The 22701-nt window shown below is 30.8% G+C and carries 25 protein-coding genes; 9 read left to right on the forward strand and 16 right to left on the reverse strand.

What is annotated here, in order from left to right; genetic code table 11:
* Positions 1–6: 6 nt before the first annotated feature.
* From serS to der, 4 genes are read right to left on the reverse strand one after another with little or no spacing between them, the layout of a single operon-like run.
* Positions 7–1242: a serine--tRNA ligase gene (serS, locus tag EL235_RS02765; protein WP_126340757.1), complete on the reverse strand. Its 1236-nt coding sequence runs from the start codon at positions 1240–1242 to the stop codon at positions 7–9.
* Between the two features lie 11 nt (positions 1243–1253).
* Complete coding sequence (trpS, locus tag EL235_RS02770) at positions 1254–2213, reverse strand: tryptophan--tRNA ligase (RefSeq protein ID WP_126340758.1); 960 nt, start codon at positions 2211–2213, stop codon at positions 1254–1256.
* Positions 2210–2707 carry a shikimate kinase gene (locus EL235_RS02775; RefSeq protein WP_039625616.1) on the reverse strand — a complete coding sequence of 166 codons (498 nt, stop codon included), beginning with the start codon at positions 2705–2707 and terminating at the stop codon, positions 2210–2212. Before EL235_RS02775 ends, trpS begins: the two co-directional genes overlap by 4 nt.
* The gene (gene der / locus EL235_RS02780; protein WP_114640179.1) at positions 2691–4076 is read right to left on the reverse strand and encodes a ribosome biogenesis GTPase Der; all 1386 of its coding nucleotides are present in this window, start codon (positions 4074–4076) and stop codon (positions 2691–2693) included. Before der ends, EL235_RS02775 begins: the two co-directional genes overlap by 17 nt.
* A 99-nt stretch (positions 4077–4175) precedes the next feature.
* Between der and EL235_RS02785 the strand changes: the two genes are divergently transcribed.
* The 6 genes from EL235_RS02785 to pyrF are packed head-to-tail and all read left to right on the forward strand — an operon-like array spanning position 4176 to position 8843.
* The gene (locus tag EL235_RS02785) at positions 4176–5105 is read left to right on the forward strand and encodes a DMT family transporter (RefSeq protein ID WP_126340759.1); all 930 of its coding nucleotides are present in this window, start codon (positions 4176–4178) and stop codon (positions 5103–5105) included.
* Complete coding sequence (locus EL235_RS02790) at positions 5095–6456, forward strand: uracil-xanthine permease family protein (protein WP_039625621.1); 1362 nt, start codon at positions 5095–5097, stop codon at positions 6454–6456. The genes EL235_RS02785 and EL235_RS02790 overlap by 11 nt, the downstream gene beginning before the upstream one ends.
* A gap of 21 nt (positions 6457–6477) precedes the next feature.
* Positions 6478–7281: a 3-deoxy-8-phosphooctulonate synthase gene (gene kdsA / locus EL235_RS02795; protein ID WP_039625623.1), complete on the forward strand. Its 804-nt coding sequence runs from the start codon at positions 6478–6480 to the stop codon at positions 7279–7281.
* Positions 7282–7292: 11 nt separating this feature from the next.
* Positions 7293–7763: a 6,7-dimethyl-8-ribityllumazine synthase gene (gene ribH, locus EL235_RS02800; protein ID WP_039625625.1), complete on the forward strand. Its 471-nt coding sequence runs from the start codon at positions 7293–7295 to the stop codon at positions 7761–7763.
* Between the two features lies 1 nt (position 7764).
* Positions 7765–8163, forward strand: coding sequence for a transcription antitermination factor NusB (gene nusB / locus EL235_RS02805; protein WP_039625627.1), 399 nt, complete (start codon positions 7765–7767; stop codon positions 8161–8163).
* Positions 8160–8843 (forward strand): orotidine-5'-phosphate decarboxylase, encoded by a 684-nt coding sequence (gene pyrF, locus EL235_RS02810; RefSeq protein ID WP_039625629.1) that lies wholly within the window; start codon positions 8160–8162, stop codon positions 8841–8843. Before nusB ends, pyrF begins: the two co-directional genes overlap by 4 nt.
* A gap of 10 nt (positions 8844–8853) precedes the next feature.
* Here pyrF and EL235_RS02815 read toward each other — a convergent pair whose 3' ends face one another.
* Genes EL235_RS02815 through rpmH form a run of 11 tightly spaced genes read right to left on the reverse strand, consistent with a single transcriptional unit; the run spans position 8854 to position 19904 of the window.
* The gene (locus EL235_RS02815; protein WP_114640181.1) at positions 8854–9267 is read right to left on the reverse strand and encodes an META domain-containing protein; all 414 of its coding nucleotides are present in this window, start codon (positions 9265–9267) and stop codon (positions 8854–8856) included.
* A gap of 11 nt (positions 9268–9278) precedes the next feature.
* A complete protein-coding gene (locus tag EL235_RS02820; RefSeq protein ID WP_039625632.1) occupies positions 9279–10871 on the reverse strand; it encodes an MCP-domain signal transduction protein in 1593 nt (530 codons plus the stop codon).
* A 14-nt stretch (positions 10872–10885) separates the two neighbouring features.
* The gene (purH, locus tag EL235_RS02825; RefSeq protein WP_126340760.1) at positions 10886–12418 is read right to left on the reverse strand and encodes a bifunctional phosphoribosylaminoimidazolecarboxamide formyltransferase/IMP cyclohydrolase; all 1533 of its coding nucleotides are present in this window, start codon (positions 12416–12418) and stop codon (positions 10886–10888) included.
* On the reverse strand, positions 12415–13185 hold the full coding sequence (locus EL235_RS02830; RefSeq protein WP_039625636.1) for a Dna-J like membrane chaperone protein: 771 nt from the start codon (positions 13183–13185) through the stop codon (positions 12415–12417). Before EL235_RS02830 ends, purH begins: the two co-directional genes overlap by 4 nt.
* Before the next feature lie 2 nt (positions 13186–13187).
* Positions 13188–15365: a phosphoribosylformylglycinamidine synthase subunit PurL gene (purL, locus tag EL235_RS02835; RefSeq protein ID WP_126340761.1), complete on the reverse strand. Its 2178-nt coding sequence runs from the start codon at positions 15363–15365 to the stop codon at positions 13188–13190.
* A gap of 12 nt (positions 15366–15377) precedes the next feature.
* Entirely contained in the window at positions 15378–16706 is a 1329-nt protein-coding gene (gene mnmE, locus EL235_RS02840; protein WP_126340762.1) for a tRNA uridine-5-carboxymethylaminomethyl(34) synthesis GTPase MnmE, read from the reverse strand.
* Entirely contained in the window at positions 16703–17548 is an 846-nt protein-coding gene (locus EL235_RS02845) for a Jag N-terminal domain-containing protein (RefSeq protein WP_039625641.1), read from the reverse strand. Before EL235_RS02845 ends, mnmE begins: the two co-directional genes overlap by 4 nt.
* Entirely contained in the window at positions 17532–19112 is a 1581-nt protein-coding gene (gene yidC / locus EL235_RS02850) for a membrane protein insertase YidC (RefSeq protein WP_114640185.1), read from the reverse strand. Before yidC ends, EL235_RS02845 begins: the two co-directional genes overlap by 17 nt.
* On the reverse strand, positions 19076–19459 hold the full coding sequence (gene yidD, locus EL235_RS02855) for a membrane protein insertion efficiency factor YidD (protein WP_039617892.1): 384 nt from the start codon (positions 19457–19459) through the stop codon (positions 19076–19078). Before yidD ends, yidC begins: the two co-directional genes overlap by 37 nt.
* The gene (rnpA, locus tag EL235_RS02860) at positions 19447–19773 is read right to left on the reverse strand and encodes a ribonuclease P protein component (protein WP_039617894.1); all 327 of its coding nucleotides are present in this window, start codon (positions 19771–19773) and stop codon (positions 19447–19449) included. Before rnpA ends, yidD begins: the two co-directional genes overlap by 13 nt.
* A complete protein-coding gene (gene rpmH / locus EL235_RS02865; protein WP_012661270.1) occupies positions 19770–19904 on the reverse strand; it encodes a 50S ribosomal protein L34 in 135 nt (44 codons plus the stop codon). Before rpmH ends, rnpA begins: the two co-directional genes overlap by 4 nt.
* Before the next feature lie 138 nt (positions 19905–20042).
* Here rpmH and EL235_RS02870 point away from each other — a divergent pair, with 138 nt between their 5' ends.
* Genes EL235_RS02870 through EL235_RS02880 form a run of 3 tightly spaced genes read left to right on the forward strand, consistent with a single transcriptional unit; the run spans position 20043 to position 22341 of the window.
* Positions 20043–20516 carry a GNAT family N-acetyltransferase gene (locus EL235_RS02870; RefSeq protein WP_232017402.1) on the forward strand — a complete coding sequence of 158 codons (474 nt, stop codon included), beginning with the start codon at positions 20043–20045 and terminating at the stop codon, positions 20514–20516.
* Complete coding sequence (locus EL235_RS02875) at positions 20516–21127, forward strand: uracil-DNA glycosylase family protein (protein WP_126340764.1); 612 nt, start codon at positions 20516–20518, stop codon at positions 21125–21127. Before EL235_RS02870 ends, EL235_RS02875 begins: the two co-directional genes overlap by 1 nt.
* Positions 21124–22341, forward strand: coding sequence for a hypothetical protein (locus tag EL235_RS02880; protein ID WP_126340765.1), 1218 nt, complete (start codon positions 21124–21126; stop codon positions 22339–22341). Before EL235_RS02875 ends, EL235_RS02880 begins: the two co-directional genes overlap by 4 nt.
* On the opposite strand, the gene EL235_RS02885 is transcribed toward EL235_RS02880, so the two are convergent.
* Positions 22319–22699 carry a YbgC/FadM family acyl-CoA thioesterase gene (locus EL235_RS02885; RefSeq protein WP_114640187.1) on the reverse strand — a complete coding sequence of 127 codons (381 nt, stop codon included), beginning with the start codon at positions 22697–22699 and terminating at the stop codon, positions 22319–22321. The genes EL235_RS02880 and EL235_RS02885 overlap by 23 nt on opposite strands.
* Positions 22700–22701 lie beyond the last annotated feature (2 nt).

The raw sequence follows: 22701 nt of genomic DNA on the forward strand, positions 1-22701 counted from the left end.
TTCCTCTTAAAAGTATTTTCTTAATACATCAGGAATTCTTATATTTCCATTTTTTTCTTGATAGTTTTCCATAATAGCTACCAAGGTTCTACCAACAGCTAGCGAAGAGCCATTAAGCGTGTGAACTAATTCATTTTTGCCTTTATCATTTTTAAAACGAATTTTTGCACGTCTTGCTTGAAAATCTTTGCAATTTGATACTGAGCTAATTTCACGGTATTTATTTTGCGATGGAAGCCATACTTCTAAATCTACTGTTTTAGCAGCTGAAAAACCTAAATCACCAGTACAAAGCATCAAATGTCTATGTGCTAGACCTAAAGAACTTAGTAAATCACTAGCGCAATTTAGCATTTCTTCAAACATTAACTCGCTTTGGTTAGGCTTGCATATACTAACAAGCTCTACTTTTTCAAATTGATGTTGTCTTATAATTCCTCTTGTATCTCTACCTGCACTTCCTGCTTCTTGTCTAAAACAAGCGCTATAGCAAGTCATTTTTAAAGGCAATTCTTCTTGGGTTAAAATTTCATTAGAATAAAGATTAGTCACTGGAATTTCAGAAGTTGAGATGAGATATAAATCATCATTTTCTACCTTATACATGTCATCTTTAAATTTTGGAAGCTGTCCAGTACCATACATAGTTGCACTATTGACCAAAAAAGGTACATTAACTAGCTCAAAACCTCTGCTTCTATTAAAATCTATCATATAATTTACTAAAGCTCTACTCAGTAAAGCTCCTTCGTTCTTAAGCACACAAAATCGACTTTGTGAGATTTTAACTCCTCTTGTAAAATCAAGCCAATTTAATTTTTCTCCTAAATCATGATGCTCTTTGATTTCAAAATCAAAACTAGGAGGTGTTAGAACTTTTTTTAATTCTATATTCTCATCTTCATCTTCTCCAAAAGGCACGCAATCATCAGGGGTATTTGGTATTGCTAGGGCAATTTGCTCTAGTTTTTCTTCTAGCTCATTAACGATTTTTGATTGAGTATTAATTTTTTCTTTATTTTGACTTAGATGTACTTTTAAACTTTCTTTATCTTGTGCTGTTGCAAGTTCTTTGCTAAATTTATTTTGAAAAGCTTGAAATTCTTCTAAAAGTACTTTTTCTTTTTTTAAATTTACAAATAAATCACTCAGTTCTTTGAGTAAATTTTCATCCACTTTTTTAGCTTTTAATTTTTGTGCAATTTCATCGAAATTATTTTGTAAAAGTTTTAAATCTAACATTCTAACTCCTTTTATAGTCCTATTTTAGCATAAATTTTTTCCATTGTTTCTTGAGCTTGTTTTTTTGCTTTACTTGCTCCAAATTCTAAAATCTCCTTAATTTTAGAAGGATTGGCTAATAATTTTTCATATTCGTCCTTGGCTGAGGCAAAATACTCACTAATGATTTCATTTAAATACATTTTAAAATGTCCATAACCTTCACCACCTTTTTCATAACGACTTTTTAAAGCTTCTTGCTCTGTTTTGTCTAAAAATAATTTTGCGATTTTAAATATATTGCAATTTTGCCAATCTTTTGGATCTTCTAAAGCTGTGCTATCTGTAACAATGGAAGAAATTTGTTTTTTAATAGCTTTTGGTGTATTAAAAATATCGATTGTATTTTGGTAGGACTTGCTCATTTTAGCTCCATCAGTACCAGGTACTACCGCAACTTCGTCATTAACTTTAGCTTGAGGTAAGGTAAAAATTTCACCCCATTCATTATTTACTTTTAAGGCTATATCTCTTGCTATTTCAACATGTTGAATTTGATCTTTACCTACAGGAACTATTTGAGCATTAAAAAGTAAAATATCTGCAGCCATTAAAACAGGGTAAGAAAAAAGTCCATGGTTGGCATTTAAACCTTTGGCAATTTTATCTTTATAGCTATGCGCCCTTTCTAAAAGTCCCATTGGGGTAAATTGAGAAAGAATCCAATAAAGCTCCATCACTTCTTTTACATCGCTTTGCAGCCAAAACACACTTTTTTGTGGATCAATCCCTAAGCTCAAAAAAGCTGCTGCAGCTTTGAGTGAATTTTGTCTGAGCTTTTCTCCGTCAAAACTTGAAGTCATAGCATGATAATTTGCTATAAACATATACATTTGATTTTCTTCTTGCATATTTAGCATTTGTTTGATTGAGCCAAAATAATTTCCTATATGTAAATCTCCACTTGGCTGTAATCCTGTAATAACTCTCATTTTACCTCTTTTTTGATTTCTTTAATAATCTCATTAACACTTTTATTTTCAATACCTATGATAATATTTGCCTTTTTTTCGTATTTTTTTACTCTTTGATCAAATAGTACTTTGGCATCACTTGTGTTTAAAAATAGGGGTCTTATGGCTAATTCTTCTTTATTTAATCTTTGTAAAAGATAATCAAAACTTGCTTTTAAGTAAACAATAGTACCAATATTTTTTATTTTTTTTTGTTCTATGAAACCACCACCGCTTGCAATAGAGCAATTTTGCACACAAGTTAAAAAAGAAACAAGTTTTTTTTCTTCTTTGCGGAATTTTTTCTCTCCATATGTTTTAAAAAATTCACTAATTTCAAGATTAAATTTATCTTTAATCAAACTGTCTGTATCTAAAAAGAATTTATTATATTTTTTTGCATAAGTCCTTGCTATGGTTGTTTTACCACAGCCCATAAAGCCTACAAAAAGGAGATTATCCTTCTTGTTCATCTTTGCTACCTTTTTTTCTTGAAGCTAAAATCAAAGGAACGCCTTCAAAATTAAATTGTTTTCTAATTTGATTTTGCAAATAGCGCTTATAGCTAAAATGCAAAGCTTTTGGTCTATTCATGATTAGAGCTATTTTTGGAGGTGCTAAGTCATACTGCACAGCATAGTATATCTTAACTAGTTTTCCATAATCATGAGGCAATGGGTGAGCTCTTGTGGCTTCTTCTACCAAGGTATTTAATTTTGCAGTTGGAATTTTTTGCGTGAAATTGGCAAAAACTTCTAAGATTTTATCTAAAAGTACATGTACTCTTTTTCCGCTTAAAGCTGATACGCTCACAACGGGTGCATAAGCTAGAAATTTAAAACGATCTAGTTTTAATTCTTTTAAGGTTTTATCAAAATCAAGTTCGCTTTTATCCCATTTATTAAGTACGATAATCACACCTAAACAATGCTTGGCAGCAAGTCCTGCAATACGCTCATCAAGCTCGTTAAAGCCTTCGGCTGCATCAAGTACTAAAAGTGCAATTTGAGCATTAGCTAGGGCATATTCAGTTCTATTTAGCGCATAACGCTCTAAGCCTTGTATTTTACCGCGTTTTCTAATTCCTGCAGTATCTACAAACTCAATGATTTTATCTTTATGCATAATGCTTTCATTAACAGGATCAATCGTAGTGCCTGCTATATCGCTTACCACGCTACGTTCTTCTTTTACTAAAGCATTTAAAAGACTTGATTTTCCTACATTCACTCTACCAATAATCCCCACTTTAATGTGGTTTTCATTGATGGTTTTTAGTTTAAAATCTCCGCTATTTTCGTCAAAATTTTCTAAATAGCTTTCAAAATCTTCTTCTTCATCTGCATTTAAATAACTTTCATTTAAAAACTTACCAGCCCACATACAAAGCTCATCAATGCCTATATTATGCGTAACAGAGATGTTAAAAACTTCTTTTACTCCAAAATTAGAAAATTCCCAAGATCTTTCTTCATCTTTTTTGTTATCGACTTTATTGATTACTAAAGCTATGGGTTTGTTAAGTTTTTTCATTTCATAAAAAAATGCTTTATCTTCATCATCAGGTAAAAATTTACCATCTACCATATAAAAGATAATATTGCTATTTTTAGCAGCTTTAAGCGAATTTGCTTTGACATTTTTAAAAAGCTCATTGCTCTCATCAAGTCCACCACTATCTATCAATAAAGCTTTTTTGCCATCAATTTCTACCTCTATTTTGTTAGTATCTCTTGTAGTTCCGCTTATGTCGCTAGTTATGGCTATGCGTTTTTTTGCAAGTCTATTAAAAAGACTTGATTTGCCAACGTTTGGTTTTCCTATTAAAATAATACTTTGCATTAATACTCATTTTTAAATTTTTATTTGTGATTATATAAAAATTGCCTTAAAATTAAGCAAAAAAGACTAAAATAACGAGAATTTTTATATGGAATTTATATGTTAAGAATAGTTAAAAAGAATTTAGGTATATATTTTATGATTATTGCTTCCATAGAATTTGCACTTGTAGGTGCTTGTGCAAAAATTCTTAGCGAAGAATTATCCTCGATTGAAATTATGTTTTTTAGAAACATTATAGGTACAGCTTTTATGCTTTATGCGCTTTCAAAATTAAATTTTCACAAAAGTGGTGGACATTTAGGTTTGCTTGTTTTTAGAGGTGTTATAGGGACGATTGCCTTATATCTTTTCTTTTATAATGTTTCTAATATTTCCTTAGGTGGTGCTTTTGCTTTTCAAAAAACAGCACCTATTTTTATAGCTTTGATTGCTTTTTTATTTTTTAAAGAAAATTTGGGATTAAAAGCTTGTTTTGGGATTTTAGTTGCTTTTATAGGGGTATTGTTAATCTGTCAGCCTTTTGCAGATAGTACTACGCATTCAGGCTTTGATTTAAAAAATAGTATTTTAGGAATTTTAAGCGGTTTTTGTGCAGCCTTGGCGCTAACTAGCGTAAGAGAGCTTAGAAAATCATACCCAGCGCCTTTTATAGCTTTATCTTTTGTTTTAATTGGCACTTTGATGCCTTTAATATCTATGATTATAGGTTCTTTTTATGAAATAAAAGAGCTTGACTTTTTAATCGCTCCATTTGTGATGCCTAGTTTTAAAGCTTGGATTTTTATTGTTTTAATGGGAATTTTTGGAGCAATGTATCAAATTCATGTTACTAAGGCTTATGGGGTTGCAAAAAAGGCAGGAGTTGTTGCGGGAGTTAGTTATATAGATGTAGTTTTTACTTTGTTTTTGGGTATATTATTAGGAGATGAATTTCCTAGTTTGATGGTTTTTATAGGAATTTTTAGCATTATTTTAGGAGGAATTATTTTGGTTAGTAAACAAACAAAGGAAAAAAATGGAAAATAAAACAGATTTAATTTATGGTTTAGAAGATAAACCACCTTTTACTAAAGCATTTTTTGCTGCTTTAGTGCATTTAATGGCTATGTTTGTGGCTGTAATTACACCTGCTTTGCTAATTTGCAAGGGTCTTGGAATAGATGATACTAATACAGCTAGAATTATTTGTATGTCGCTTTTTGCTTCAGGTGTTGCTTCACTTTTACAGATTAAAACTTGGGGTCCTATAGGGAGTGGACTTTTATCTATTCAAGGAACTAGTTTTAACTTTGTTGCGCCTATTATACTAGGCGGGCTTGTTTTGAAAAATAATGGTTTATCGCAAGAAGCAATGCTTGGGGCTATTTTTGGTACTTTAATGCTTTGCTCTACTACTGAAATGATTATTTCTCAAATTTTACCTTTTATTAGAAGAGTGATTTCTCCGTTGGTTTCAGGTATAGTGGTGATGATTATAGGTCTTAGTTTGATTAATGTTGGTCTTGTGAGTGCAGGAGGTGGATTTGCGGCTAAGGCAAGTGGTGAGTTTGGATCTTTACAAAATTTATTATTAGCCGGAGTTGTGATTTTAAGTATTATTATATTAAATCGTTTTAATAATGCTTATATAAGAATTTCTTCTTTATTTATAGCTATGATAATAGGGCTTTTGGTGGCTATGACATTTGAAAATTTTAGCTTTAATTTTAATGAAAATTTACCTTTAATGTTTTTACCTGATCCTTTGCACTATGGTTTGAGTATTGATTATAATCTCATTTTACCTTTGATTTTGGTTTTTATGGTAACTTCTTTAGAAACAATTGGTGATATTAGTGCTACTAGTGAAGTTTCAAATCAGCCAGTTAAAGGTGAGCTTTATGCAAAAAGATTAAAAGGTGGAGTTTTGGCAAATGGTTTTAATTCCTTTGTTTCAGCCTTTTTTAATACTTTTCCAAATTCATGTTTTGGGCAAAACAATGGCGTCATAGCTTTAACAGGTGTTGCAAGTCGCTATGTAGGATTTATTGTAGCTTTTATGTTGATGATTTTGGGTTTATTTCCTATTGTGGCTGATATTACTTTACAAATTCCAGAGCCTATTTTAGGTGGGGCAACTTTAGTAATGTTTGGCACTATAGCTGCAACAGGAGTTAGGATTATCTCTAAAGAAAATTTAAACCGTCGTTCTATTATCATTATAGCTATGAGTTTGGGTATAGGACTTGGAGTTTCTAATAATCCTGATATTTTAGAATTTATGCCAATGTGGTTTAAAACTTTATTTTCTTCAGGGATTGCAGCAGGTGGGATTACAGCTATTATTTTAAATTTTGTTTTTCCTCTTGAAGAAAATAATAAAAATAAAGTAAAATAATAAAAAACAAGGAAAAAAATGATGAAAAAAATGATACTAATAGCAGGACCTTGTGTGATAGAAAATGAAGAGCTTGTTTTTAAGGTTGCACAAGAGCTTGAATGCTTTTTAAAAGATGATAGAATTGATTTTTATTTTAAATCAAGTTTTGATAAAGCAAATAGAACTAGTATTAATAGTTTTAGGGGACCAGGTCTTGAAAAAGGCTTGGAAATTTTGCAAAAAGTTAAAGATAAATTTGGCATGCAAATTCTTACTGATATTCATGAGAGTTCTCAAGCAAGTATTGCAGCTGAGGTTGTAGATGTTTTACAAATTCCAGCTTTTTTGTGTAGACAAACTGATTTATTAGTAGCTGCTGCCAAAACAAAAGCTAAGGTAAATGTAAAAAAAGGTCAATTTTTAAATCCTGAAGATATTAAATACAGCGTAGCTAAAATTTTACAAACTAGAGGCATTAACGAAGAAGGTTTTGAAATAGCCAAAGAAAATGGTGTTTTTGTAGCTGAGAGAGGTTCTAGTTTTGGCTATGGAAATTTAGTTGTAGATATGAGAAGTTTGGTTATCATGAGAAAATATGCTCCGGTTGTTTTTGATGCTACTCATAGTGTGCAAATGCCAGGGGCAAATGGTGGAAGTAGTGGAGGCAAAAGTGAATTTGTAGAGCCTTTAGCAAGAGCTGCGGCTAGTGTAGGTGTGGATGGATTTTTCTTTGAAACACACATTGAACCTTGTAAGGCTTTGTGTGATGGACCAAATATGCTTGATCTTTCAAGACTTAAAAACTGCGTAAATACGCTTTTAAAAATTCAAGAAATTATTTAAAAAGGAAAATTATGAATATAATAGAAGGAAATTTAAGTTTAAAAGGTGATGAAAAAATTGCAATTATCAATGCAAGATTTAATCACATTATCACAGATCGTTTAGTTGAAGGTGCTAAAGATGCTTTTTTAAGACATGGGGGTAAAGAAGAAAACTTAAGTCTTATTTTAGTGCCAGGTGCTTTTGAAATTCCTTTTGCACTAAAACAAGCTTGTGAGAGTAAAAAATTTGATGGAATTTGTTGTGTTGGAGCGGTAATTCGTGGAAGTACACCGCATTTTGATTATGTAGCGGCTGAAACTACTAAAGGTATAGCAAGCGTAGGACTTGGAGCTAATATACCTGTAAGTTTTGGAGTTTTAACAACTGATACTTTAGAGCAAGCTATAGAAAGAGCGGGTAGTAAAGCAGGCAATAAAGGTTTTGAAGCTATGCTTACTGTGGTTGAAATGCTTAATTTAATTCAAAAAATTAAGGCTTAAAATGGCTACTAGACATCAAGTAAGACAAAGTATAGTTTCTTTGCTTTATGCAGCACAGTTAAATCAAGAAAATGAAGATTTTATCAATGAATTTTTAGATGAAAAAAAAATTCGCAATGACCAAAGAAAATTCACTCTAGATTTATATAATGGCATTAATGAGCAACTTGCATTTCTTGATGAGAAAATTAATGAATGTTTAAAAGAGCATAAATTAGATGGGGTAGCTAATATAGAAAAGGCTATTTTGCGTTTGGGTGCTTATGAGATTTTATTTACTTCTACACAAAAAGCGATTATCATCAATGAAGCTATAGAGCTTGCAAAAGAAATGGCAGGAGATAATGCTCCTAAATTTATCAATGGGGTGTTAGATAAAATCAACAAGGAAGTGCAATGAAACTTTGCGTGGCTTTTGATGTAGCAAGTTATGATGAGTGTATAAATTTAGCTAAAGAATTAAAAGGTTTAGATCTTTGGGTTAAAATAGGACTTAGATCGTATTTAAGAGATGGAATAAAGCTTTTAGAGGCGATTAAAAAAGAGGATAATTTTAAGATCTTTTTAGATCTGAAACTTTATGATATTCCAAATACCATGGCAGATGCTTGCGAAGAGCTTGCTAAGTTTGATGTGGATATGTTCAATATCCATGCAAGTGCAGGAAAAAGCGCTATGCGTACGATTATGGAGCGTTTAAATACTTTAAGCAAAAGACCTTTAGTGCTTGCTGTGTCTGCTTTAACTAGTTTTGATGAGCAAGAATTTTTTAGTGTATATAAACAAGATATTAAACAAGCTGTTAAGGAATTTTCTAAAATTAGCTATGAAAGTGGTCTTGATGGTATGGTTTGCTCGGTATATGAAAGTTTGTTGATAAAAGAAAACACTAATTCAAATTTTATCACATTAACCCCTGGAATTCGCCCCTTTAAAGAAAATTCAGACGATCAAAAAAGAGTAGCTGATATACAGTGTGCTAAGGATAATTTGTCGGATTTTATTGTGGTTGGAAGACCTATTTATAAAGCAAAAGAACCTAGAAAGGTTTGCGAGGATATATTAGAGCATTTAAAATAAGCCTTAAGGCTTATTTTAAATATACTTTCATTTTTTTATTTTCCAAAATAATTCCATCATCATTGCTAGTAATTTGAAAATCTCCGTTGAAATTTCTTAAGAAATTATCTTCAAATTTCATAGACTCTTGATCGCAAAGCATTTTTGTTGATGCAAGATTATCTTCTATTTTAATGCTGTTTCCTTGATCTTTATAGCCACCAAAAAATCTATTACATCCTGCTATTCCAAAAAGTCTTTTGTCTTTATTATCAAAACTAATACTTGCTTTAGAATTTTGAGGAAGTTCATAACTTTTTCCGTTAGCTTCATAAGAGCTTATAGTAAATTCTTTATTTTGTAAATCATCTGTGCTTAAATTTGCCACAGAACACCCACTAAAAATAGCTAAACTTGTTATACTTAATGTAATTATTTTTTTCATTTTGATTCTCCTTATACATGAAAATGTTTTAATTCATCTTCTAAATTTTGACAAACTACATTTAACTCATGAGCAACACCAAGTAAAATTTTTGAAATTTCTTCATTTTTATCACTTAATTGTACTGTTTCTTGCATTTTATCAAGTAATGATTGTAAAGTTTCTTGTGTGCTTGAAATTTTTTGCATACAAGCATTTGCTAAATCTCTTGCATTTTCATTACAAACCTTTACTTCATTAGTTCCTTCGACAAGATCTTTTGCATCTTGATTTAAAGAATTGATTTCTTTGGCATTATGTTTTAGTTCTTTGGAGACTTCATTGATGCTATCTACTAATTGTTTGGTTACAATAGCGATATTTTTTAAAAATTCTTCCGAATTTTGAGCAAGATTTCTTACATCTTCAGCAATAACTGAAAATCCACGACCAAATTCCCCAGCACGTGCTGCTTCAATACCTGCATTTAATGATAAAAGATTGGTTTTATCGGCAATTTCTCCCATCATATCAGATGCTTTTTTAATCTCTTCTGCTTGTTTTTCCATAACTTCAACTTTTTGAGATAAAACATCTTCATTTTCTGCAACCACTCTTACTTTATCTACTACCTGATTTAGCGAATCAAGCATGGCGTTTAAAACTTCAAAAGATTTTGTATTTGCTTTGTTTGCATTATTTGAAAGTTCGGCAAGATCTTGCAGTTCTGTATGTATTTGTTCACTTAAGTGATAAGATTCATCGGTTTTTGTATGGCCTTCTTTTGTTCTATTTGCTAGATCAAGTGCATTAGTATTTAAAAGCTTGGATTGCTTATCTACCATTTGAGAGTTTTCATTAGTAGAAATCACTGCATTTTGAATTTTTTCAATAAATTGATTAATATAGGTACAAGCTTTACCTATTTCATCAGTACTTTTTATGTTAATTCTTGCGCGTAAATCTCCATCGCCACTGGCTAGCTCTTTAGCATGTTTTAAAAGATCTAAAACAGGATTTCCTACAACTATTTTTAAAATATAAAGTACAGCAAAAACAGTAAAAAGTAAAGCTATACTAAAAATAACAATATAAGTTCTAGCTGAGCTTGCCAAATCATCATCTACATGTTTTAAGTCATTATACATATCCATAACTCCTAAAACATCGCCTTCTTTAGCGTTTGCATGGCAAGCAAGGCATCCTTCATTAGCAATTAATGGGCGTATAAGTCTTAGATAATGCCCTTGATCGTTATTAATTTCAACTGCTTTAATTTCTGGCTTGTTAAATTGCTCATTGATGATACTTTCATTACTTTTTGCATATTTTTGCATTTCAAAAAGCTCAACGGTGCTTTTGGAAGGATAAATTTTAATATCTTTTATACCTTCTATCTCACCTGCTTCTTTTATAGCTTGTTCTATAATGGCAGGATCGCCCAAATTCATCGCCATTCTTAGTGTTTGAAAAACAGAAGTGCTTAAGGTATCTAAATTTGCACGGCTGATTCTATCGGTCGTTTGCTGAGAGTCTTTTTGTAAAATAATTTGCATAATAATAAAACTAATTAGCAATGTAGAAATCATTGCTAAAGATATCTTTGCACCTATGCTTTTAAACATTTAAACTCCTTGTATTAATGTAAAAAGTGTCTTATGCCGCTAAAATATAATGCAATACCATATTCATTAGCAGCTTGAATGATATCCTCATCTCTTATACTTCCACCTGGTTCGATGATAGCCTTTACTCCTATTTTGCTAGCCTCATCTATGCTATCTCTAAATGGAAAGAAAGCCTCGCTAGCTAAAACACAACCATTTAAATCAAGTCCCATTTCTTTAGCTTTATTAATAGCTGCTTTAGCTGCATCAATACGACTTGTCATACCCATACCAATAGCCACCATAGCGCCATTTTTTACATAAACTACGTTATTTGATTTGGTAAATGCAGCAATTTTCATAGCTATTTCAAGATCTTTTAATTCTTGTTCACTAGCTTTTCTTTCACTTTTTAACACTGCATTTTTTAATTCATCTTCTCTAACTTCATCACTATCTTGATATACAAAACCACCATCTATATGTTTAAAATCATATTTGTCATAAGCTCTAGTTAGAAATGGCGCTTTTTGTGTAAAGATTTTAATACGCTTTTTATCTTTAAATACTTCCAAAGCATCATCATCTACATTTGCTGCAATAATTACTTCTATATAAATTTCATTGATTTTTTGTGCTAATTCTTTATCTAAGGTTCCATTGATAGCTACAACACCGCCATAAGCACTCAAGGTATCGCATTTAAGTGCATGGATATAACTTTGTAGTAAGTTTTCTTTTATGGCAAATCCGCAAGCATTTGCATGTTTTACAATGGCTACTGCTGGAGCTTTATCAAAAGCGCTTGCTAAGTTTAAAGCTGCGTTAATATCGGTTAGATTGTTAAAACTTGCCTCGCCTTTTAAGGTTGTAAAATTGTGTGTGAAAAAGTCATCAAATTCATATAAAGCACCTTTTTGATGAGGGTTTTCTCCATATCTTGTATTAAATACTTTTTGACCAACAATAAATTTACTTGCACCAAAACCACCATTAAAACGCTCGTTCATATAATTTGCTATATAAGCATCATAATTTGCTGTATGCTCATAAGCTTTAATCATCAATGCTCTTCTAAAATCAAGATCTAAAGTATTATCTTTTAAAGCTTGTATGATTTTATCATAATCTAAAATATCACAAACTACAATGACATTTTTGAAATTTTTTGCACCGCTACGTATCATAGCAGGACCACCGATATCGATATTTTCTACAATCTCATCAAAATCTTGGGTTAAAATTGTAGTTTTTTTGAAAGGATATAAATTCACACAAAGCAAGTCTATGCTTTCTATATTATGCTCTTTAGCTTGCTTTTGATGATTTTCATCTTCTCTTTTGTATAAAATTCCACCATGAATTTTTGGGTGTAAGGTTTTTACACGTCCTTCAAACATTTCAGGACTTTGAGTAAAATCACTAACTTCTTGTACTTGCAGGTTGTTTTCTTTTAAAAGCTTATAAGTGCCTCCGGTAGATAAAAGCTCAAAACCTAATTTTACAAGCTCATTAGCAAATTCTACCACTCCTTCTTTATCACTGACACTAATTAGTGCTTTCATTGATTTTTCCTTTCTATGTATTGTTTTAAAAATTCATAAGATTCATTAACTTCTTGAAATTTTTTTACACCTTCTTTTATTTTCGCTTCATCGCTGTTGTTTGCATTTAAAATATCAGGATGATATTTTTTAGCAAGTTCTCTATAGCGTTTTTTAAGCTCTTGTAAATTTACATTTTCGCTTACACCTAAAATCTCACATGCTTTTTGCAAATTCATACCTACTTTTTGAGTTTGCATAGAATTTAGAAGTCTCTCAAGTATGTTTACATCAAGATTAAAGGCTTTGACAATGGCTTTTAATACATCTTTTTTGGTGCTGTTAAGTTCTCCATCAATCAAGGCCATTGCGACCAAAACATTTAATATATTAATTCTTTCTTGTTGAGGTAAAGGTACTTCCTTGATGAGTTCTTTGGCTACTTCATAGGTGTCATTTAAGGTGTTTTTGTGTTCATTAAAACTTTGTTTTAAAAATTCCCTTTCTCTTGAATCTTTGGCATTGTAATCAAGAATTTGTGAGATCATATTAGCTTCATTTTCGCTAACTCTGCCATCGCTTTTTGCTATTTTTGCTAAAAGTGCTATAACATAGTAGTTTAATCTTCTTTTAAAGCCATCAATTCTTTCTTCGTGATAGCCTTGTTTAAAACCTTGAGAGAAACTTTTAGCTCCTTTTTTAAAAGAGCCTAAAAGATCATCTTTACCCCATGTTTTATAATACCAATAAAATGCCAAAATTGCCAATACAAGTAAAACAAAAAGCATTTTTATCCTAAATATTCATTAAATTTATCAAAATAAATTGCTTGTAGTTTTACTAAAGATATCTTAATATCATCTAAAATAAAATCTTTTTCATTTAAATTTCCAAGTTTTGTAAATTTAACTCCCATTTCATTTGCAAATTTGATAAATTTTTCTTCATTTTTAACACCAAGTATAACTCTTGTTGGACTTTCTTCGAAAATAAAACTCTTATCTTCAAAATCAGTTTTTACTTTAATACCTAAATTTGCCTTTGCGCTCATTTTAGCTAAAGTGATAGCAAGACCACCTATGCCAATACTATTGGCACAATCAAGCAATTTTGCTTCATTTGCCTTTAGTAGAACATCCCATAGTTTTAATTCTGTGTTAAAATCTATATCTTCAAGCTCTCCTGCCACTTTTTGATCTAGCACTTTAGCAATTAAAGATCCACCAAAAGCACCCTTACTTTCTCCAAGTAAATAAATAGCGCTAGTATCTTTACTAAAATATGATTTTAAAACATTTTCTGCTTTTTCATTTACTCCAACGCAAGCTATGGTTGGGCTTGGAAAAATACTTACTCCATCGGTTTCATTGTATAAAGAAACATTACCGCTTACTACAGGAGTATTGAGTTCTTTACAAGCTAGTTTAATACCTTCGCAACCTTGGGCAAATTGCCACATTACTTCAGGGTTTTGCGGGTTGCCATAATTTAAACAATCGCTAATTGCCAAAGGCCTAGCTCCTGAGCATGCTATTTTTCTTCCTGCACTTGCAACAGCTGCTGCTGCGCCGATTTTTGGATTTACATAGTTTAATCTTGAGTTGCACTCAATTGCCATAGAAAGTAAGCAATTGTTTTCTTTGATTCTAATGCTATTTGCCCCTAAAGCTCCATCGCTTTTTAAAGTGTTGGTTTGTACGCTTGAGTCAAATTGCTCATAAATATAAGCTTTATTGCTAACATTTTCATCTGCAAGGAGTTTTTCAAATGCTTCTTGAGTAGGAATGTTAAGCTTAAATTGATAGTTTTTTATTTCATCTAAGTATTTTGGTTTAGCCACAGGTCTATCAAGTATAGGTGCTTTCTCACTTAGTGGCTCAATTGGGATTAAACCAACTAATTCATCATGCCAAAATAATTCCATTTTGCCAGTATCGGTAACTTCACCTATAATAGCTGCATCAAGCCCCCATTTATTAAAAATTTCAATAACTTTTTCTTCATAGCCTTTTTTAGCACAAATTAGCATTCTTTCTTGAGATTCACTTAGCATTAACTCATAAGGAGTCATACCTTCTTCTCTCATAGGAGTTTTATCAAGATAAAGTTTCATACCGCTACCACTGCGTCCTGCCATTTCAAAAGAACTTGAAGTAAGTCCTGCTGCGCCCATATCTTGAATTCCAACTATATAATCATTTTTGAAAAGTTCCAAGCAAGCTTCCATTAACAATTTTTCAGCAAATGGATCGCCAATTTGCACAGTTGGTCTTAAGCTTTTACTGGATTCATTAAAACTATCACTTGCCATTACAGCTCCACCAAGTCCGTCACGACCGGTTTTTGAACCCACATAAATTACAGGATTGCCTATACCCTCAGCTTTTGCAAAAAAAATATCTTCGATTTTGCAAGTTCCAAGTGCAAAAGCATTAACTAAGATATTTCCATTAAAACATTCATCAAAAGCACATTCTCCACCAATAGTAGGCACACCCATGCAGTTACCATAATGTGAAATTCCACTTACTACACCTTTAACTAAATATTTTTGATGCTTGCCTATTTTTTCATCGTGGATATTGCCAAATTTTAAAGAATTCATGCCTGCAACAACTCTTGCACCCATGGTAAAAACATCGCGTAAAATTCCACCCACACCAGTAGCTGCACCTGCAAATGGCTCTATAAAACTTGGGTGATTATGACTTTCTACTTTAAATACGGCCGTCATTCCTTTACCTATATCTATTACTCCAGCGTTTTCACCAGGACCTTGGATTACCCAAGGAGCTTTAGTTGGAAAGCCATTAAGGTATTTTTTGCTTGATTTATATGAGCAATGCTCGCTCCACATAGCAGAAATTACTCCAAGCTCTAGCAAATTAGGCTCTCTACCTAGTATGTTTAAAATTTCTTGATATTCCTCATCGCTAATTTTGTGTTGTTTTATAATTTCTTTATCCATTTTCTCTCCTTTTTATTTACCTAAACAAAAATTACTAAACATAGCATCTAAAATTTCATCTCTTTCAAAATCTTTTGTAAATTGGGCTATCTCTCCTATGGCTAAATTTAGTTCAAAAGCAAAAAGTTCTAAAGAACTTTCTTTTAATAAATCTCTTGCGCGCAAAATAGCTTCGCTAGCATTCTTGCAGGCATTGAGTATTAAGGTATTGCTAATTAGCATTCCATCACCATCTAAAGTATTTAAGTATTCATTTAAATTTTCCTTAATGGCTTGGGTGTTTTTTTGAGCACAAATGCGTATACAAGAAGTGCTAATTTCATGTTTAAATTTGGTAGTCAGATCACTTTTGTTTAAAACATAAATGATTTTTTTATCGCAATTTTTTAAAGCTTGTAAAATACGCTCATCTTCTTCTTCGAATTCTTTAGATCCATCAAAAACAGCTATGATGATATCTGCTTCTTTAATGCTTTCATAGCTTAAATTAACTCCGATTTTTTCTATTTCATCATCTGCATTTCTTATACCTGCTGTGTCGATGATTTTGATTAAATGCGAGCCTATTTTTAAACTTTCCTCAATACGATCTCTTGTGGTACCTGCAATATTAGAAACAATAGCCCTATCAAAAGCCAAAAGTGAATTTAACAAGGAACTTTTTCCTGCATTTGGCTTACCGATAATAGCAACTTTAAAGCCTTCTATGAGTCCTTTTTTACTTAAAGAAATATCTACTATATCGCGTAAAAGTTTTGAATTTTTTTCACACATAGTGATGATTTGATCAAGTAAATCTTGTGGTAAATCATCATCTGCATAATCAATGCTAGTTTCTACAAAAGCAAGGGTTTGAACAAGATCTATTCTAATAGTATTTAAAAATTTGCTTAAATCACCTTTAATATTTTTTGCTATGATATTTGCAGCACTTGTTGATTTTGACATGATGGCATCTTGTATACTTAGAGCTTTTAAAAGATCCATTTTACCATTTAAGCAAGCTCTTTTACTAAATTCACCAGGGTTAGCAAGACGCACTCCTGCTAAAATAAGCTCATCAAGTAAAATTTCACTCAAAGAAAAACCGCCATGAAGTTGAAATTCTACTATATCTTCTCCTGTAAAAGAATAGGGTGCTTTAAAATAGATTACTAAAGCTTCATCTAAAAAGTCATTGTTGTTTTTATAAAGTTTGCATAAATGCGCATAGCGTGGTGTTAGTTCTTTTTTGCGGGTAATTTTTAATGCAAGTTCTAAAGCTTTTTCTCCACTTATTCGAATGATACTTATAGAGCCCACTCCATGGGCTGTGGCAATAGCTGCTATCGTGTCATTCATTCATTTTTCTTCAAAAAATCATTTACAACGATATATCTTTGATCGTCATTTTGTTTGATAGCTACATATTTATCAGGAAAACGTTCTCTTAATTTTTCTAAAGCAAGTTTTAACCAAATTCCATCAAGTGGTTTTGTTTGAACTCTTCCTGTGCTTTCTACTTTTTCTATAAGAATTTTTAAATAATTTTCTATAGCCTGGGTTTGATTTTCTAAAAATTGAGCAATTTCTAGTCTTGGTTGAATTTTGTATTTAGCGCTAAGCCAGTTATAAAGTAAATAAGAAAAAGCCTTGTATCTATGAGCTTCTTTGCCTATAAGTAAAGCCGCATCTTCTCCATCAAGTTTTATTAATACACAATTTTCATCCCAAATACTAACTTGCACAACTTTGATGTCAAAATCAAAAGTTGCCAGTAACTTTTCTAGTGAAATTTTTATCTCGTCGATATAAGAAGCGATATTTCTTTCTTCTGAGGATTCTTTATGAAATGAATCAAAAATGGCATCATTTTTTACCTTATAATGCTCTTTAGGTTGAGCAATATCTTCAATTGGTTTTTGAAAATTTTCTTTGTATTCTTTCTTTGATTCGTTTTTATCAAAGTTTTTTTGCGTATGTTTGTTAAATTTCTCATTATGAAATTTTTTAGTTTTTTCTTGATGAGGTTTTTGAGTTTTTTTATGCCCTTTAATACAAATAATAGCATTTTTTCTAAACAAACCAAAAAATCCTGTTTTAGCATGCTGAATAACTTCATATTCTAGATCAATCACAGAGCACTCAAATTGCTTTGAGGCTTCTATGAGTGCGGTTTGTAAGTCTTTAGCTTCTATGTTCATGTTTAGCTATTTCCTCTTTTTTGTGGTTTTTGAAAAGTTTATTTACAATCACTTGCTGAATAAGTGAACATATGTTATTTACACACCAATATAAAGTTAAACCTGCTGGGAAGGTTAAGAAGAAGAAAGTGAAAATTAATGGTAAAAATTTCATAATCTTTTCTTGCATAGGATCTTGTATGGCCATTGGTGTGATAAGTTGCTGGATAAACATAGTTAGACCCATAAATATAGGTAAAATAAACCATGGATCCATTACAGATAAATCTGTAATCCAAAAAGCCCAAGGTGCAGCTTTTAATTCTATAGCATTTAGTAAAACTCTATAAATTGCAAAGAAAATTGGAATTTGAATAAGTATAGGTAAGCATCCACTCATAGGATTTGCGCCATGTTTTTTATAAAGTTCCATCATATGCAAATTCATCTTTTGTGGATCACCTTTATAGCGCTCTCTGATTTCTTTCATTTTAGGTGCTAAATCTTTGAGCTTATTCATGGAAATCATTGATTTATAAGTAAGTGGGAAAAGAATAATACGCACGATTAAAGTCATCACTACAATAGCCCAACCCCAGTTACCCATGTAGCCATGTAAAAAATTTAAAAATTCAAACATAGGCTTGGCTATAAAAGTAAACCAACCATATTCTACAACATCATCTAAATCCGCATGAATGCTTCTTAAAATTTCATGTTCTTTTGAGCCAACATAACCGCTTGCTTTAAAAGTATTTGTCGCACTTGCAAAAACGATAGAGTTTTCATGATTATCTTTAGTAACTACAGCATTAAGTGGTTTTTCAAAATTATAAAAAAAAGCACTATAATAGCGATCTGAAGCTGCCATAAGGGTTACATTAGAAAAACTTTCATCATTTTCTACATCACCATCTTCTAACATTGTGATTTTATCATCTTTATCTAAGATTAAAACCCCATGTACTGTATAGCTATCAACCGCTATATTTGGACGATAGCCTGGAGTGATAAAATAAGCTGCGTCCTTGCTTAGATTAACTTCTAAATCATAGTTTCCATATTTATAAAAAGTGATTTTTTTAGTTACTACTAAATCATTTAGATTTTGAGTAAGGATCAAGGTTGTGTTTTCATCACTTACATTGATAGTTTTTTGACTTGTGGTATATGGTGTATTAAATGCTTCTTGATTGATTTTTGCATCACTAAATCTTATTTCTAATGGTAAAGGCGATAAAGAAGTGTCTATTAGATTAATACTTTTACCATTTTCGTCTTTATATTTTTCATCACTTAGATAAAATTTAGCTATTCTACCTAAAGAGTCAATATGTGCTTCAAAATGCTCACTTTTAACAACTGCTATTTCTTCTTTTTGATTAACACTAAGTTCTGTTTTTGGAGCTTGAGTGTTTGTGTTTGTAGTGCTTTGTGGGGCTGAATTGTTTTGTTCTATTTGAGTGATATTTTGCTCAGTTTGTGGAGCTTTAGGGATAAAAAAATAATCATAAACTACAAAAAATAAAAATGATAATACAACAGCAATTAATATGCGTTTTTGTTGAGATAAATTTTCTGACACGGATTGTCCTTTGGAAATATAATCTTAATTAAAAAAAATTGATTATCGTTGCAAGGGATATAAAGATAGTTGAGTTGTTTTAAAGCGTTAAAACTAGGTTTAAAACATATACCTGAGTTTAGATTATTCTTGCGTATTTTAGGATAATCAATACCACCTTTAAAAAACGGATTGCATTTTAAAATTCTTAAAAAAACTGCACCAAATGCTTTAAAAATATTATTTTTTTTAAATTGCCACAAGGCATATTCAGAGCAACTTGGGTAATACCTACAGCATTGTGGTTTAAAAGGACTGATAAAGAGTTGATAAAATCTGATAAGTTTTAGACAAGCTATTTTATACATCCTATTTTTTTCAAACCCCATTTCAAGTTTTTTTCTAATTTTAAAAAAGGAATTTCAGTGATACTTGTTTTGGCTACAAGTATATATTTTCCGTTTTCAACTTGATTTTTAACCTGAAAAAAAGCTGATCTTAAGAGCCTTTTGGCTCTATTTCTTACGACAGCTTTTCCAACTTTTTTGCTAGCAACAACAGCGAATTTTTTTTCATCACTTAAAGAGTAAAAGATGATCATGCCTTCGCAATGCCATTTTTTACCTTCTTTGTAAATTGTTGCAAACTCTCCTAAGTCGTTAATACTTAGAAAATCTTTTATACCGCTAATCTTTTTCTACCTTTAGCACGTCTAGCATTGATCACTTTGCGACCATTTTTACTTTTCATACGTACGCGAAAACCATGAGTTCTTTTTTTAGGGGTTTTATGTGGTTGGTATGTTCTTTTCATATTTTTTCCTTAACTTAAAATAAAAAACAAAATAATAAGCGAGTATGTTAGCAAAATCTTACTTAAATCTGCTTTTAATTAAGAGTTATTTTAAAACTTTTTGCTAAATTTTGATTTTATTTTGTAAATTAAGGAAAAATAATGGCTTTTGAAATTTGTGAGAGCAAAAAGGAAGATTTAGAAAAAATTTTAGAATTACTCAAAGAACTTGCTATTCATGAAAATATGCTTGATGATGTAAAATGCACAACTAAAGAACTTGAAGAATCATTTTTTAAACATGAATACGCTAAGGCTTTGAGCTTAAAGGTTGATGGTGAGATAATAGGTTATGTGATGTATTATTTTACTTTTTCATCTTTTTGGGGTTTGGGTGGATTATACCTAGAAGATATTTACATACAGCCAAAATATAGAAAAAAAGGCTATGCTAGAGCTGTTTTTAAATATTTAGCGCAAATTTGTAAAGAAAAAAATCTCAAACGCTTAGAGTGGGTTTGTTTAAATGATAATGATTTGGGTATTGAATTTTATACCAAGTTAAATGCAAGACATATGAGTGAGTGGAGAACTTATCGTTTAGAGGGTGAAAATTTAGAAGCATTGATGTGATGAATAAACGCAGTTTGTATTATCTAAAAGCTTTTGGTTATGAATACTTTAATGAGCAAAAGCAAATTAGGCATTTTAACTTAAGCTTTAAAGAATTAAACGAAAGAGTGAAAACTTGCAATCTTTGTCATTTTTCTAAATTAAGAAAGCATAGTTTAATGGAAAAAGAAGCCAAAAATGCTAAAATTTTGATTTATCAAGCCTTTATCGATAAAGAAGAAAATGAAAGTGGAAAGTTTTTTGCTTCTAAAAATAAGCAAGAGTTTTTAATGCTTTGTAAAGAGCTTTTAAATTTAAAAGAAGATGAAATATATTTTTCTTATATGTTTAAATGTTTTAGTAATTTTAAAATAGATAATCAAGCATTAAAATTATGCTTACCATATTTTTATAACGAGCTTGATTTTGTAAAAGCAAAGATTATTTTATGTCTTGGTCAAGAAGCTTTTGCGAGTTTGGGTTTTGAGAATTTTCAAAAATACAAAGGGCAATGTATGCGTTTTAATAATGCTTTGCTTTTGCCAAGTTATGATTTGAATTTTGTGAGTAAAAATCCTAGCTTTTATACTGAATTTATAGAAGATATTAAAAAAATAAAAGGTTATTTATGAGAAAAAGTTTAGTTTGTTTGTTGATGAGTTTTGTTTTAACTTTAAGTGTTTTTGCAAAAGAGCAAAAGCCATCACCCATAGAACCTAGTGAATCTTTTTATCCTAATTTAGAATTTCAAAATTGTGACAATGATTGTTTGTTTACTTTGTTAGAAACAGGACTTTATTTTAATTTCTTATCAAGATTTAACAGTGATAATACAAATGAACTTTTGGTTAATATCTATACTAAACTTTTAAACTCCATTATAGATTTTGAAAAAAGAATTCAAAAAAATGCTAGTGTAAAACTAGCTATTATTATACCTGAGCAAACGATTAAAAGCTATTCTAATACGATTATAAATTCAAGTATAGCGTATTTGCTAAGACAAAGAGCGCAAATAAAAGTAAAGGTGTTTTTAATAGGCACTGAAGATGAGGGCAAGATAGCTAAAGCACTTAAACAGGCTCAAGATGAGAAATTTAATTATATCATCGCAGGTTTTACAGATAAGGGTGTGAAAAATTTATTAAAAGAAAGCCTTGATTCTAATGTAAAAGTTTTCATACCAACTGCACACAAAAGAAATTTTGATACGCAAAATGAAAATGTGTATTTTGGAAGTATAGATTATCAAAAACAAATTCAAAAACTTTTAGAGTATTCAAATGGTAAAAATATCATTTTTTCAGATGGAACACCTTTGGCAAATCGCTTAGATGAGAATGTTTTAAACGCAGGTAATGGTAGTGAGAAAATTTACACTATCAATAGTTCTAAATTTGATTTTAGAAGCATTTTAAATCAAAATAGAAGTTTTCAAGATTCTAGTATTATTTTAAATACTTCTTTGATTAAAACAGCGCTTATAAGCTCGCAAATAAGAACTTATGATATAGAGCCTTTTGTGTTATTATCAACTCAGATTAATTATAATCCTATTTTGCTAAGTTTAACACAAATCAATGATAGAAAAAAACTTTTGCTAGCAAATTCCATTTCTAATGAGGATCAAACTCTAACTTATCTTAATGAGCTTTTTTCACAAAATATTAATTACAACTGGATAGCGTATGCAACTAGTGTAGGACTTGATTATTTTTATACGCAGTTTTTAGATAAAGACTCTCAAAGAATTTTCGATGAGAGTTTAAATAATAATCAATTTGACTATAAGGTTAAGATCATACGCTCGCAAGGCTTAGGTTTTACTCCTTTGCAAGATCAGTAAAAACTCTAGCTATAGTCTCATCTATGGGGACCACTTTTTCATTTTTTAAAAAAGCTAGGGTAAATTCAGCCTCAAAAAGCTTGGTACTATCTTTGTAAATCTCTTGTTTTATACAAACTGAGGCTTTTTTAAGCTTTGTGATACATGTTTTTACTTCTATAAGATCTCCAAGTTTAGCGGGTTTTAAAAAGTTACAATTTGCTTTAGTAAGTAGGAAATGTCCTGTATTTTTATCAAAAATTTTTGCATTTTTTTGAAAAAATATCTCACTTCTTGCTCTTTCGCAAAATTTTAAGTAGTTGCTATGGTATACCACTCCACCTGCATCGGTATCTTCATAATAAATTCGTATTTGCATTT

It is taken from the genome of Campylobacter lari (assembly GCF_900638335.1).
GTDB lineage: Bacteria > Campylobacterota > Campylobacteria > Campylobacterales > Campylobacteraceae > Campylobacter_D > Campylobacter_D lari_E.

Bases quoted from the DNA above. Each gene is read 5' to 3' on its own strand.
- serS (WP_126340757.1), bottom strand. From the start codon at position 1,242: ATGTTAGATTTAAAACTTTTACAAAATAATTTCGATGAAATTGCACAA.
- trpS (WP_126340758.1), bottom strand. From the start codon at position 2,213: ATGAGAGTTATTACAGGATTACAGCCAAGTGGAGATTTACATATAGGA.
- EL235_RS02775 (WP_039625616.1), bottom strand. From the start codon at position 2,707: ATGAACAAGAAGGATAATCTCCTTTTTGTAGGCTTTATGGGCTGTGGT.
- der (WP_114640179.1), bottom strand. From the start codon at position 4,076: ATGCAAAGTATTATTTTAATAGGAAAACCAAACGTTGGCAAATCAAGT.
- EL235_RS02785 (WP_126340759.1), top strand. From the start codon at position 4,176: ATGTTAAGAATAGTTAAAAAGAATTTAGGTATATATTTTATGATTATT.
- EL235_RS02790 (WP_039625621.1), top strand. From the start codon at position 5,095: ATGGAAAATAAAACAGATTTAATTTATGGTTTAGAAGATAAACCACCT.
- kdsA (WP_039625623.1), top strand. From the start codon at position 6,478: ATGAAAAAAATGATACTAATAGCAGGACCTTGTGTGATAGAAAATGAA.
- ribH (WP_039625625.1), top strand. From the start codon at position 7,293: ATGAATATAATAGAAGGAAATTTAAGTTTAAAAGGTGATGAAAAAATT.
- nusB (WP_039625627.1), top strand. From the start codon at position 7,765: ATGGCTACTAGACATCAAGTAAGACAAAGTATAGTTTCTTTGCTTTAT.
- pyrF (WP_039625629.1), top strand. From the start codon at position 8,160: ATGAAACTTTGCGTGGCTTTTGATGTAGCAAGTTATGATGAGTGTATA.
- EL235_RS02815 (WP_114640181.1), bottom strand. From the start codon at position 9,267: ATGAAAAAAATAATTACATTAAGTATAACAAGTTTAGCTATTTTTAGT.
- EL235_RS02820 (WP_039625632.1), bottom strand. From the start codon at position 10,871: ATGTTTAAAAGCATAGGTGCAAAGATATCTTTAGCAATGATTTCTACA.
- purH (WP_126340760.1), bottom strand. From the start codon at position 12,418: ATGAAAGCACTAATTAGTGTCAGTGATAAAGAAGGAGTGGTAGAATTT.
- EL235_RS02830 (WP_039625636.1), bottom strand. From the start codon at position 13,185: ATGCTTTTTGTTTTACTTGTATTGGCAATTTTGGCATTTTATTGGTAT.
- purL (WP_126340761.1), bottom strand. From the start codon at position 15,365: ATGGATAAAGAAATTATAAAACAACACAAAATTAGCGATGAGGAATAT.
- mnmE (WP_126340762.1), bottom strand. From the start codon at position 16,706: ATGAATGACACGATAGCAGCTATTGCCACAGCCCATGGAGTGGGCTCT.
- EL235_RS02845 (WP_039625641.1), bottom strand. From the start codon at position 17,548: ATGAACATAGAAGCTAAAGACTTACAAACCGCACTCATAGAAGCCTCA.
- yidD (WP_039617892.1), bottom strand. From the start codon at position 19,459: ATGTATAAAATAGCTTGTCTAAAACTTATCAGATTTTATCAACTCTTT.
- rpmH (WP_012661270.1), bottom strand. From the start codon at position 19,904: ATGAAAAGAACATACCAACCACATAAAACCCCTAAAAAAAGAACTCAT.
- EL235_RS02875 (WP_126340764.1), top strand. From the start codon at position 20,516: ATGAATAAACGCAGTTTGTATTATCTAAAAGCTTTTGGTTATGAATAC.
- EL235_RS02880 (WP_126340765.1), top strand. From the start codon at position 21,124: ATGAGAAAAAGTTTAGTTTGTTTGTTGATGAGTTTTGTTTTAACTTTA.
- EL235_RS02885 (WP_114640187.1), bottom strand. From the start codon at position 22,699: ATGCAAATACGAATTTATTATGAAGATACCGATGCAGGTGGAGTGGTA.